This is a genomic window from Streptomyces sp. NPDC034099 (assembly GCF_055575415.1).
Map to the genome: position 1 here is coordinate 30,514 of NZ_JBVISR010000010.1, position 12,305 is coordinate 42,818.

Here is a 12,305-nt window from a genome sequence, read left to right on the forward strand (position 1 = left end):
GGTTGGTCGCGCCCACGCGGCGGAGCCGCACAGTGTCACAGCCCCGCGCCCCTGGGGGTGGTCGCGGATCGTCGCCGGGCGCGGGTCCCGTGGGGTTGGTCGCGCCCACGCGGCGGAGCCGCACAGTGTCACAGCCCCGCGCCCCTGGGGGTGGTCGCGGATCGTCGCCGGGCGCGGGTCCCGCGGGGCCGGTCGCGCCCACGCGGCGGAGCCGCACAGTGTCACAGCCCCGCGCCCCTGGGGGTGGTCGCGGATCGTCGCCGGGTGCGGGTCCCGCGAGGCCGGTCGCGCCCACGCGGCGGAGCCGCACAATGTCACAGCCCCGCGCCCCTGCCGGGGCGCCTTACGCGGTGCGGCGGATCAGGGCGAGGTACATCGCGTCCGTGCCGTGGAGGTGGGGCCACAGCTGGATGTCGGGGCCCTCGCCCAGGGTGGGGACGCCGGGCAGCAGCGGGCGGGCGTCGACGAGGTCGGTGCCGGGGAACTGCTTGCGGACGTCCGTGACGACGGCGCGGGTCTCCGCGAGGTGCGGCGAGCAGGTCGCGTAGGCGACGACGCCCCCGACCCGCACGGCCTCCAGGGCACTGCGCAGCAGCCCGCGCTGGAGCGGCGCGAAGCCGTCCAGGTCCTCGGGGCGGCGCCGCCAGCGCGCCTCGGGCCGGCGCCGCAGGGCACCGAGCCCCGTGCACGGCACGTCGACCAGGACGCGGTCGAAGCTCCCGGGCCGCCATGCCGGGCGGGTGCCGTCGGCGGCGATCACCTGGTAGGGGCCGGGATTGCCGTCCAGCGCCCTGGCCACCAGCCCGGCGCGGTGCGGCTGCTTCTCGGAGGCCAGCAGGAAGGCGCCCCGCTCGGCGGCGAGCGCGGCGAGGAGCGCGGCCTTGCCGCCGGGTCCCGCGCACCCGTCCAGCCAGCGCCGGTCCGGCCCGTCCAGCGGCGCGTTGGCGAGGGCCAGGGCGACCAGCTGGCTGCCCTCGTCCTGCACACCGGCGCGGCCCTCCCGCACGGCCTCGACGGCCCCGGGTTCACCGCCCTCGCTCAGCCGCACCGCGTAGGGCGACCAGCGCCCCGGTACGGCGGCCTCCTCGCCGAGCAGTTCCTCGGGGGTGGCCCGGCCCGGCCGCGCGACGAGGGTGACCTCGGGGCGTTCGTTGTCGGCGGCCAGCAGTTCCTCGATGCCGGTGCGGCCGCCGCCCAGCGAGTCCCACAGCGCGGAGACCACCCAGCGCGGGTGCGAGTGCACGACGGCCAGGTGGTCCTCGGGGTCCTCGTCGTAGGGCGGGGCAACGCGCTCCAGCCACCCGTCGAGGTCGTCCCGGGCCACCTTGCGCAGCACGGCGTTGACGAACTTGGCCCGCCCGTCCCCGAGCACGACCCGCGCCAGCTCCACGGAGGCGGAGACGGCGGCGTGGCTCGGGATCCGCGTCCCCAGCAGCTGGTGCACGCCCAGGCTGAGGACGTCGAGGACCGGCGGATCGACCTCGCGCAGCGGCCGGTCCACGCAGTCCGCGATGATCGCGTCGTACGTCCCCTGCCGGCGCAGCGTCCCGTACACCAGCTCGGTCGCGAGCGCCGCGTCCCGGGCGTCGAACTTCTCGGGGCCCTCCTTCTCCCGCGCCTTGCGCAGCAGCGGCGGCAGGACGAGGTTGGCGTACGCGTCCCGCTCGTCCACGGCCCGGAGCGCCTCGAAGGCGAGGATGCGGACGGGGTCCTTCTGCGGCCTGCGGTAGGGCTTGCGGGGACGGCGGGGCTGCTCGCTCACGAAAAAGGTGCTCCGGGTGTGGGATGAAGTGCGCTCACCAGCGTACGCCGGGCCGGTGAACGGTGGTGCGGGGGCGCGGGTCAGTCGCCGACCTGCTCGCCCTCGGTGATCCGCGCCCCGCGCGCCCAGTCCGCCGCCCGCATCGGCTTCTTGCCCTGTGCCTGCACCCACAGCAGCTCGACGGCGTGCGAGCCGGTGCCGACGTACACGTTGTTCTTCCCGGCGGCGAGCCGCCCCGGGGCGAGGTCGGTCCGGTCGGGCAGGGGGACGGCCTGCACGAGCTTGAGCCGCTCGCCGCGGAAGGTGGTCCAGGCGCCGGGGGCCGGGGTGCAGCCGCGCACCACCCGGTCCACGCGCAGCGCGGGGGCGGTCCAGTCGACCCGGGCGTCCTCGACGGTGATCTTCGGGGCGAGGGTGACGCCCTCGTCCGGCTGCGGTACCGCCTTCAGGCTGCCGTCCTCGATGCCGTCCATGGTGGCCGCGAGCAGCCCGGCACCGGCGAAGGCCAGCCGGGTCAGCAGGTCGCCGCTGGTGTCGGTAGGGCGGATGGTCTCGGTGACCGTCCCGTACACGGGCCCGGAGTCCAGGCCCTCCTCGATCAGGAAGGTGGACGCGCCGGTGATCTCGTCGCCCGCCATCAGCGCGTGCTGCACGGGGGCCGCGCCGCGCCAGGCGGGCAGCAGCGAGAAGTGCAGGTTGACCCAGCCGCGCGCGGGCACGTCCAGGGCGACGCGGGGCAGCAGGGCGCCGTAGGCGACGACGGGGCAGCAGTCGGGCGCGATCTCGCGCAGCCGGTCCAGGAAGTCGGGGTCGCGCGGCTTCGCGGGCTTGAGCACCTCGATGCCCGCCTCCTCGGCCCGCTCGGCCACGGGCGAGGCGACCAGTCGGCGCCCGCGCCCGGCCGGCGCGTCGGGCCGCGTGACGACGGCGGCCACCTCGTGACGCCCGGAGGCGATCAGGGCGTCCAGGGCTGGGACGGCGACCTCGGGGGTACCGGCGAAGACGAGCTTCATGGGTGGGACGGGCCTCTCGGGCGGGAACGTTGGCGGGCGACGCACCAGTCTACGAGCCCTCGGATCGCGGAAAGCCGCCGACGGCGCGGCGCCCCCACGGGAGAGCTCAGCCTCTCGACCGACTGGAAACGGGTGGTGCCCGGGTGGTGCGCGGGCGGGAGACCCCCGAGGCCGATGGCCGAGGGGGCGCACGACTCACCGCCCACGCCCCCCACCCGTGACCAACCCCCGCACCCGCACGTTGGTCAAGGAAGAGTTGACCGGGCCGCCCGCGCGGCCCGATTCCTTTCAACGCCGGTTCGAGAGGCTTGTTCATGGCCGACCACGCAACCCACGACGCCCAGGCTCGGGCCAGCCTGCACTTGCTGGTGCGGGACATCGAGCGGGTCCGCCGGCAGGTGGACGCACTGCGCACCCTCACCGCCCAGTTGGGCAACGTCTACCGCCCGCGCCGCTCCGGCCCCTCCGCGGGCTTCGTCGTCTACGGGCGCGCCCCCGCCCCGACGGTCCGTCTCGCGCAGGAACTGCGGGACAGTGTCGAGACCCTGGTCACGGCCGCCGTGGACTTCGACCGTTCACTCGGCTTCTCGTGGGACGCGGTGGGCTCGGCGCTCGGCGTCACCAAGCAGGCGGTGCACCGGCGCTACGGCTCCCGCCGCGCCGCGGCCCAGACGGCGCCCGCCGCCGAGACCACCGAGCACACTCCGGAGCCGACGGGCACGCGCCCGGTCAACGTGGGCTCGGGCCTCCCCCCGGTGCCCACGGTCCCGGCGGCCCGCTCCATGCCGACCCAGCCGACGTCGGGCAGCCCGTCCCTGCGCGACGAGGTCCGCCCGACCGCCTTCCCCGCCCCGCGCAACGGCTGACCCGCACCCACTGATCCGCACCGGCCGAGCCGCGACCTCGCACCGGCCCTCCGTCCCTCCCCGACCCCGGGAGACGGAGGGCCGCGGCGTGTACGCCCCTCACCCGATGTCGGGCGGATCGATCCGCACCCACACCGCCGCGTCGCTCCCGCGTGCCGTCCGCGCCGCCTGGGCGGCCTTCAGCGCACCGGCCAGCGCCGCCCCGCGCCCCGGCGGCACCCGGACCAGCGCGCGCTCCCAGTGCTCTCCTGGCGGCGGCGCACCCACCCGCCGCGGCCGTCCCGGTGCCGTGACCGGCAGGGGCACCGGTCCGAGCACCTCCGCCTCCCGCGGCAGGTCGACCGCGTCGAGGAAGCCGGTCACCGCCTCCGCCGGCCCCGCCACGGCCGCCATCCGCGACACCGGCGGAAAGCCCAGCTCGGCCCGTTCGGCCAGCTCCCGCAGCGCGTGGCCGACGGGGTCCCAGCGCACCAGCGCCTGCACCGGCCGCAGAGTCGGCTCGGCGACCGCGACGACGGTGCCCCCGGCGCCCTGCGGGCGCACCAGGGCGGCGGCGGCCAGCCAGCGCCGCAACGCGTCCTCACCGGCGCGCAGATCGGGACGGCCGAGCATCGCCCAGCCGTCGAGCAGCAGTGCCGCCGCGTAACCGCCCTCGGCCACGGGTTCGGCCCCCGGCGTGCTCACGACCAGCGCCGGGGCCTCGGACACGGTGTCCAGCACGTGCTCCCGCCCGGAGGTGCGCACGGGCACGGCAGGAAAGGCCCGCCCCAGCTCCTCCGCGGTGCGCCGGGCGCCCACGATCTGCGCCCGCAGCCGGAAGGCCCCGCACTCCGGGCAGTGCCAGGCGCTCTCCTCGCGCCCGCACCAGCCGCACCGCAGCGCGGGTCCGGACTCCTGCCCCTCCAAGGGGCCCGAGCAGTGCCGGCACCGCGCGGGTGTCCGGCACGCCGCGCAGGCCATCCGCGGTACGTAACCCCGCCGGGGCACCTGCACGAGCACCGGCCCGTGCCGCAGCCCGTCCCTGACGGCCTGCCAGGCGAGGGTCGGCAGCCGGGCGGCGCGGGCGGCCTCGTCCCGGGCCAGGTCCTGGTCCCCCACGGTCCGCACCAGGGGCGCGGTGGCCCGTACCTGCTCCCGCGCGGCGACCAGCGGCCGGGCCCAGCCGGTCTCCACCAGCTGGGCCGCCTCCACGGTGCAGCTCCAGCCGCCCAGCAGGAAGGCGCACCGGTCCTGCGCGGCGCGCAGCAGCAGCACCTCGCGGGCGTGCGGCTGCGGGGCGTGCGGCTCGCTGTGGCTGTCGTCGCCGTCGTCCCACAGGGCGACCAGACCGAGGTCCCGCACCGGCGCGAACATGGCGGCGCGGGTCCCGATCACGGCCCGTACCGCACCCCGGCGCACCGCGAGCCACTGCGCGTACCGCTTCTCGGGACCGGCGTCGGCGGTGAGCACCGCGTGCCGCCCCTCGCCGAGCAGCGCGGTGAGCGCGGCGTCGGCGCGGGCGACCGCCCGGCCGTCCGGCAGGACCACGAGGGCGCCTCGGCCGGAGGCCAGCGTCGCCGCGACGGCCCGCGCGAGCTCCTCGGTCCACTGCGGACCCGGCAGCGCGTTCCACACCGCGCGCGGAGCGCCGCCGGACGCGAGGGCCGCCACGAACGCGGCCCCCTGCTCGTAGCGCGCCCACGATCCCGGCTCGGGGACCGGCGGCGCGGGCAGCGGTTGCGGCGAGGCCCGTTTCTCGGCGCGCGCGTTGCGCGGGGGTACGGCGAGCTGGAGGACGTCCGCGACGCTGCCCGCGTACCGGTCGGCGACCGCCCGGACGAGGCCGAGCAGCTCCTCGCCGAGGATCCGCTCGGGCGAGACGACCTGGGCCAGTGCCGCCAGCGGCCCCGGGTAGTCGGACTCGGCGAGCCGCTCGACGAGGAAGCCGTCGATGAGCCCGCCGCCCTCGCGCCGCCCGTCCCGCACCCGGTGCCGTCCGGCTCCGAAGCGCACCCGCACCCGCACACCGGGCTGGGCCTCGGCGTCCAGTTCCTCGGGCACGGCGTAGTCGAAGTACCGGTCGAGGTGGAGCACGCCCTTGTCGACCAGGACCCTGGCGACCGGCAGTTCCTTGGCGAGCGCGGCTCCGCGCCAGGTGCGCGGCTTGGCCCGTGGGGTCTTCGCCTTGCGCACGGTCTCCCGGATGAGCGCGAGCTGCTCGGGCGGCGCGTCCCGCGCGTCGCCCTGCTCCGGTCCGTCCTCGCTGCTCACGCCTGCATTCTCGCAAAGACCACTGACAGCACGGCCGGGGCAGGGAGCATGCGGCGAGGCCCGGCGCCCCCGAGGGGGCACCGGGCCTCGTCACCTACCCGTCGGGCGCACCGCGCCCGGGTGCTTACAGGCCCGCCGCCTCGCGCAGCGCGTCCACGCGGTCGGTGCGCTCCCAGGTGAAGTCGGGCAGCTCACGGCCGAAGTGCCCGTACGCCGCGGTCTGGGCGTAGATCGGGCGCAGCAGGTCGAGGTCGCGGATGATGGCGGCCGGGCGCAGGTCGAAGACCTCGTCGATCGCCTTCTCGATCTTCTCGGGCTCGACCTTGGCGGTGCCGAAGGTCTCCACGAACAGACCGACCGGCTCGGCCTTGCCGATGGCGTAGGCGACCTGGACCTCGCAGCGCGCGGCGAGACCCGCGGCCACGACGTTCTTGGCGACCCAGCGCATCGCGTACGCCGCGGAGCGGTCGACCTTCGACGGGTCCTTGCCGGAGAAGGCGCCGCCGCCGTGCCGGGCCATGCCGCCGTAGGTGTCGATGATGATCTTGCGGCCGGTCAGGCCGGCGTCGCCCATCGGGCCACCGATCTCGAAACGGCCGGTCGGGTTGACCAGGAGACGGTAGTTCTCCGTGTCGATCTTGATGCCGTCCTCCAGGAGCGCCTTCAGCTCCGGCTCGACGACGAACTCCTTGATGTCCGGGGCCAGCAGCGACTCCAGGTCGATGTCGCTCGCGTGCTGGGACGAGACGACGACCGTGTCCAGGCGGACCGCCTTGTCGCCGTCGTACTCGATGGTGACCTGGGTCTTGCCGTCCGGGCGCAGGTAGGGGATGGTGCCGTTCTTGCGGACCTCGGACAGGCGCTTGGACAGGCGGTGCGCCAGGAAGACCGGCAGCGGCATCAGCGTCGGCGTCTCGTCGGACGCGTAGCCGAACATCAGGCCCTGGTCGCCGGCGCCCTGGCGGTCCAGCTCGTCGGTGTCGTCACCTGCGGCGGCTCCCCCGACCCGGCTCTCGTACGCCGTGTCGACGCCCTGCGCGATGTCCGGGGACTGGGCGCCGATGGAGACCGAGACGCCGCAGGACGCGCCGTCGAAGCCCTTCTTGGAGGAGTCGTAACCGATCTCCAGGATCTTGCCGCGGACCAGGTTGGCGATGTCCGCGTAGGCCTTGGTGGTGACCTCGCCGGCCACGTGCACCAGACCGGTGGTGATCAGGGTTTCGACGGCGACCCGGGAGGTCGGGTCCTCACGCAGAAGCGCGTCGAGAATCGTGTCGCTGATCTGGTCAGCGATCTTGTCGGGGTGACCTTCGGTCACGGACTCCGAGGTGAACAGGCGACGGGACACAACGCTCCCTGGGGTTGCAGCGGCTGCTGGCTGATCATTGGTGGACGGCACGGGGAGCTGCACCCGGCGACGTCCGAGAACAGTTTATCGGTCGCACTCTGCCGCGGGCCCACCTGTCTCAGCTCTCGGGAGGGCTGTGACCTGCGGCACGGGCATTCTGCCCAGAAGGAAGTGCCCTTGGCCAGGGGCGCCACGCTCGAATACGTCGTCTTCGCGGCTCCTTCGAGCAAATGGGTCATTCACTCCAGCCGCCGGGTGACGAGGTCCCAGACCGTGTCGGCCAGGGCTTCCTTCGGGCCGTGGGCGACCGGCGTCTCGCTGCCGTCGGCGCCCAGGACCACCGCCTCGTTCTCCTCGGAGCCGAAGGTCTTGCGCTCCCCCACCTCGTTCACCACGAGGAGGTCGCAGCCCTTGCGCTTCAGCTTGGCGCGGCCGTTGGCCAGGACGTCGTCGGTCTCGGCGGCGAAGCCGACGATCACCTGCCCGGAGCGGGCCCGGGTCGTGGAGATCTCCGCGAGGATGTCCGGATTACGTACCAGGGTGATCGGCTCGGGTTCCCGGTCGTCCTTCTTCTTGATCTTCCCCGTGGCGTAGGTCGCCGGCCGGAAGTCGGCCACCGCGGCGGCCATGACGACGGCGTCGGCGTCCGCCGCGGCGCGCAGCATCGCCTCGCGCAGCTCCACCGCCGTACCGACCGGCACCACGTCCACGCCGGCCGGGTCCGGCATCGACGTGTTCGCCGCGACGAGCGTGACGCGGGCGCCGCGGGCGGCCGCGGTGCGGGCGAGGGCGTAGCCCTGCTTGCCGGAGGAGCGGTTGCCGAGAAAGCGGACCGGGTCGAGGGGCTCCCGGGTGCCGCCGGCGCTGACCACGACGTGCCGTCCGGCGAGGTCGGGCTCGCGCACCCCCCGGGCGAGGACCCGGCGGCAGACCTCGAAGATCTCGCCCGGGTCGGGCAGCCGGCCCTTGCCGGTGTCGACGCCGGTGAGGCGGCCGACGGCGGGCTCGACGACGACGGCACCGCGGCGGCGCAGCGTCGCCACGTTCTCCTGGGTGGCCGGGTGCTCCCACATCTCGGTGTGCATGGCGGGGGCGAAGACCACCGGGCAGCGGGCCGTGAGCAGGGTGTTCGTCAGCAGGTCGTCGGCCAGGCCGTGGGCCGCCTTGGCGAGCATGTCGGCGGTGGCCGGGGCGACGACGACCAGGTCGGCGTGCTGTCCGATGCGCACGTGCGGGACCTCGTGGACGTCGTCCCACACCTCGGTCGACACGGGGTTGCCGGACAGGGCGGACCAGGTGGCGGCGCCTACGAAGTGCAGTGCGGAGGCGGTGGGGACGACCCGGACCTCGTGCCCGGACTCGGTGAGTCTGCGCAGCAGCTCACAGGCCTTGTACGCGGCGATGCCGCCGCTGACCCCCAGAACGACCTTGGGCTTGTCCACCGTCTCTCCCCGGTTCGGATGCCGCGCTCGGACTGCGCGTACGTCCCATCACACACCACAGGCCCGACAGTCGGGCTGCCGGGCCTGTGGATAAGTCAGCGCAAGGCTGAAGATATTACCGCCGATGCTGCTGGCACTACTGCGCCGGGCCCTCGATGGCCTCGGAGGTCAGCAGCCCCGCGTTGATCTCGCGCAGGGCGATCGAGAGCGGCTTCTCGTGGACGTGGGTGTCGACGAGCGGACCGACGTACTCGAGGAGGCCCTCGCCGAGCTGCGAGTAGTACGCGTTGATCTGGCGGGCCCGCTTGGCCGCGTAGATCACGAGGCTGTACTTCGAGTCCGTGGCCTCGAGGAGCTCGTCGATCGGCGGGTTGATGATGCCCTCGGGCGCGGAGATGGAAGAGGACACGCTCTACCTTCCGATGGATGGGAAAGATTCAGTCGGGATGACCGGGACGGCCACAGGGTGACCAGTGGCGATCACACGACGTTCGTCAAGGCTAGCAGCTCGCGGGCCACGTCCTCGACCGAGGTGTTCACCAGGGTCTGGTCGAACTCCGGCTCGGCCGCCAGCTCGACCTTGGCCGCGGTGAGGCGGCGCTCGATCACCTCGGGCGGTTCGGTGCCCCGGCCGGTGAGCCTGCGCACCAGCTCGTCCCAGGAGGGCGGGGCCAGGAACACCAGCCGGGCCTCGGGCATGGACTCGCGGACCTGCCGCGCTCCCTGGAGGTCGATCTCCAGGAGGACCGGCTCACCGGCCTCCAGGCGCTCCAGTACGGCCGTGCGCGGCGTGCCGTAGCGGTTGCCGGCGAACTCGGCCCACTCCAGCAGCTCGCCGTTGGCGATCAGCTTGTCCATCTCCTCGTCGCTGACGAAGAAGTAGTGGACGCCGTGCTGCTCGCCGGGGCGGGGGCTGCGGGTCGTCGCCGAGACCGACAGCCATACCTCGGGGTGTTCCTTGCGCATATGGGCGACGACCGTGCTCTTGCCGACCCCCGAGGGGCCGGAGAGCACGGTCAGCCGCGGACGTGCGTCCGGGGGTACGGGGGACGTCCCCCGGGGTGTTGCAGCCATGCAGCGATTATTCCAGCAATCCCGGAGTGGTCCGGACTCAGCTGCCGGTGCTGCCGAACTCGCGCTCCAGGGACGCGATCTGGTTGGACCCGAGACCGCGCACGCGGCGGCTCTCGGAGATGCCCAGTCGCTCCATGATCTGCTTGGCGCGGACTTTGCCCACGCCCGGCAGGGACTCGAGGAGGGCGGAGACCTTCATCTTGCCGATGACGTCGTTCTCCTGACCCTGCTTGATGACCTCGTGGAGGGAGGCGCCGGAGTGCTTGAGTCGATTCTTGACCTCGGCCCGCTCCCGGCGAGCCGCGGCGGCCTTTTCGAGCGCGGCTGCGCGCTGTTCAGGGGTAAGGGGCGGAAGAGCCACGCCTACGTCACCTCGGATGTCGAACTGTCGGATACGGACCGGTGAGGAACCTAGTCGCCCCTCACCTGGTGAGCCACGAGCAACACGCTTGCCCGTTGACTCTCGACGGAGACTAGCGGTCAAGTCCGCCAGAGTCAGCGAGAACAGCGGAAAAGTCCTGGTCAGCCTCCGTCAGGCCGGACATTTAGGACATACTCCCTCGGATTTGAGGATGTATCCAGAGTCAGGACGCCGTGACCGCGGTCCGGATCTCCCCCGCGAAACGGTCCGCGGCCCTCCGCAACGCGGCCACATCGGGACCGTGACGAAGGACACCCCGGCTGACGTTGGGCACCACGTCGCGCACCGCCGCACCGAAGACGCGCGGCAGGTCCGCGGGCGTGGCTCCCTGGGCACCGATGCCCGGCGCCAGCAGCGGACCGTTGATGCCCAGGTCGTACGAGGACAGGTCGCCGAGCGTGGCACCGACCACCGCGCCGAAGGAGCCCAGCGGCTCCTGACCCGCGTTCTCGGCGGCCAGGTGCGCCAGCATCGTCGCCCCGACGCTGCGCCCGTCGTCCCGGACGGCCCGCTGGACCTCGCCGCCCTCCGGGTTGGAGGTCAGCGCCAGCACGAACAGGCCCGCGCCGCTCTCGCGCGCCAGGTCGACGGCCGGCTTCAGGGAGCCGTAGCCGAGGTAGGGGGAGACGGTCAGCGCGTCCGAGAACAGCGGGGCGTCCTTGTGCAGGAACGACTCGGCGTACGCGGCCATGGTCGAGCCGATGTCGCCGCGCTTGGCGTCCATCACGACCAGCGCGCCGGCGGCGCGCGCCTCCCGGACCGACTTCTCCAGCACGGCGACGCCGCGCGAGCCGAAGCGCTCGAAGAAGGCGCTCTGCGGCTTGAGGACGGCGACCCGGTCCGCCATCGCCTCCACGACGGTGCGGCTGAAGCGCTCGAGGCCGGCCACGTCGTCGTTCAGGCCCCACTCGGCGAGCAGGGAGGCGTGCGGGTCGATGCCGACGCACAGCGGACCGCGCTCGTCCATCGCGCGGCGCAGCCGGGCGCCGAAGGGTTCCATCACCGTCATGAGTGCTTCCTTGCGTCGGCGCCGACCGCGTCGGCGAGGGTGGCGTACGGGCTCTGCCGCAGGCGCGCGGCGAGCCCCTTGTGGATGGCTCGGCCCCAGAAGGGCCCTTCGTAGATGAACGCGCTGTAGCCCTGGACCAGCGTGGCACCGGCCAGGATGCGCTCCCAGGCGTCCTCGGCGGTCTCGACGCCGCCGACGCCCACCAGGGTGATCCGGTCGCCCACACGCGCGTAGAGGCGGCGCAGCACCTCGAGGGACCGCGCCTTGAGGGGGGCGCCGGACAGCCCGCCGGTCTCCCCGACGAGGGCGGGCGGGGAGACCAGCCCGAGGTCCTCGCGGGCGATGGTGGTGTTGGTGGCGATGATGCCGTCCAGGCCCAGCTCCACGGCCAGGTCGGCGACCGCGTCCACGTCCTCGTCGGCCAGGTCCGGCGCGATCTTGACCAGCAGCGGGACACGCCGGGCGGTCACCGCGCGGTCGGCGGCCTCTCGGACCGCGCTCAGCAGCGGGCGCAGCGCCTCGGTGGCCTGGAGGTTGCGCAGGCCGGGTGTGTTGGGCGAGGAGACGTTGACGACCAGGTAGTCGGCGTGCGGGGCCAGCCGCTCGGCGGACTTCACGTAGTCGCCGACGGCCTCCTCCTCCGGGACGACCTTCGTCTTGCCGATGTTGACGCCGACGACGGTCCGGAAGACGGGCGTGCGGGAGGCCAGCCGGGCCGCGACGGCCAGTGAGCCGTCGTTGTTGAAGCCCATGCGGTTGATCAGCGCCCGGTCGCCCACCAGGCGGAACAGCCGCTTCTTGGGGTTGCCGGGCTGGGGCTCGCCGGTGACGGTGCCGATCTCGACGTGGTCGAAGCCGAGCATCGCCATGCCGTCGATCGCGACCGCGTTCTTGTCGAAGCCGGCGGCGAGCCCGAAGGGGCCGTGCATGCGCAGGCCGAGGGCCTCGGTGCGCAGTTCCTCGAAGCGGGGCGCGAGCGCGGCGGCGACGAAGGTGCGCAGGACGGGGACCCGCACGGCCAGGCGGATCCAGCGGAAGGCGAGGTGGTGGGCCTGCTCCGGGTCCATGCGGGAGAAGACGAGCTTGAAGAAGATCTTGTACATGTGTCCTCGTGAGGCCT

General features: G+C 73.8%; 11 protein-coding genes. 1 reads left to right on the top strand and 10 read right to left on the bottom strand.

What is annotated here, in order from left to right; genetic code table 11:
- Positions 1–343: 343 nt before the first annotated feature.
- Positions 344–1,762: an RsmB/NOP family class I SAM-dependent RNA methyltransferase gene (locus ACZ56V_RS26555; protein ID WP_468945720.1), complete on the bottom strand. Its 1,419-nt coding sequence runs from the start codon at positions 1,760–1,762 to the stop codon at positions 344–346.
- An 80-nt stretch (positions 1,763–1,842) separates the two neighbouring features.
- Positions 1,843–2,775 (bottom strand): methionyl-tRNA formyltransferase, encoded by a 933-nt coding sequence (gene fmt / locus ACZ56V_RS26560; RefSeq protein ID WP_468945723.1) that lies wholly within the window; start codon positions 2,773–2,775, stop codon positions 1,843–1,845.
- 314 nt (positions 2,776–3,089) lie between these two features.
- Between fmt and ACZ56V_RS26565 the strand changes: the two genes are divergently transcribed.
- Positions 3,090–3,641: a hypothetical protein gene (locus ACZ56V_RS26565; RefSeq protein WP_356365083.1), complete on the top strand. Its 552-nt coding sequence runs from the start codon at positions 3,090–3,092 to the stop codon at positions 3,639–3,641.
- A gap of 99 nt (positions 3,642–3,740) precedes the next feature.
- Here the strand turns inward: ACZ56V_RS26565 and ACZ56V_RS26570 are convergent, their stop codons facing one another.
- The 8 genes from ACZ56V_RS26570 to ACZ56V_RS26605 all read right to left on the bottom strand — a co-directional run bounded on the left by ACZ56V_RS26570 (position 3,741) and on the right by ACZ56V_RS26605 (position 12,288).
- Entirely contained in the window at positions 3,741–5,891 is a 2,151-nt protein-coding gene (locus ACZ56V_RS26570) for a primosomal protein N' (protein WP_468945726.1), read from the bottom strand.
- A gap of 124 nt (positions 5,892–6,015) precedes the next feature.
- A complete protein-coding gene (metK, locus tag ACZ56V_RS26575) occupies positions 6,016–7,239 on the bottom strand; it encodes a methionine adenosyltransferase (RefSeq protein ID WP_104636269.1) in 1,224 nt (407 codons plus the stop codon).
- A 239-nt stretch (positions 7,240–7,478) separates the two neighbouring features.
- A complete protein-coding gene (gene coaBC / locus ACZ56V_RS26580) occupies positions 7,479–8,681 on the bottom strand; it encodes a bifunctional phosphopantothenoylcysteine decarboxylase/phosphopantothenate--cysteine ligase CoaBC (protein WP_398917115.1) in 1,203 nt (400 codons plus the stop codon).
- 136 nt (positions 8,682–8,817) lie between these two features.
- Positions 8,818–9,090: a DNA-directed RNA polymerase subunit omega gene (gene rpoZ / locus ACZ56V_RS26585; protein ID WP_003977348.1), complete on the bottom strand. Its 273-nt coding sequence runs from the start codon at positions 9,088–9,090 to the stop codon at positions 8,818–8,820.
- 71 nt (positions 9,091–9,161) lie between these two features.
- Positions 9,162–9,755 (bottom strand): guanylate kinase, encoded by a 594-nt coding sequence (gmk, locus tag ACZ56V_RS26590; protein WP_059299513.1) that lies wholly within the window; start codon positions 9,753–9,755, stop codon positions 9,162–9,164.
- A gap of 37 nt (positions 9,756–9,792) precedes the next feature.
- Entirely contained in the window at positions 9,793–10,116 is a 324-nt protein-coding gene (locus tag ACZ56V_RS26595; RefSeq protein ID WP_003977346.1) for an integration host factor, read from the bottom strand.
- 223 nt (positions 10,117–10,339) lie between these two features.
- Positions 10,340–11,185 carry an orotidine-5'-phosphate decarboxylase gene (gene pyrF / locus ACZ56V_RS26600; protein ID WP_398917117.1) on the bottom strand — a complete coding sequence of 282 codons (846 nt, stop codon included), beginning with the start codon at positions 11,183–11,185 and terminating at the stop codon, positions 10,340–10,342.
- Positions 11,182–12,288 (bottom strand): quinone-dependent dihydroorotate dehydrogenase, encoded by a 1,107-nt coding sequence (locus ACZ56V_RS26605; RefSeq protein WP_398917119.1) that lies wholly within the window; start codon positions 12,286–12,288, stop codon positions 11,182–11,184. Before ACZ56V_RS26605 ends, pyrF begins: the two co-directional genes overlap by 4 nt.
- Positions 12,289–12,305: the final 17 nt, after the last annotated feature.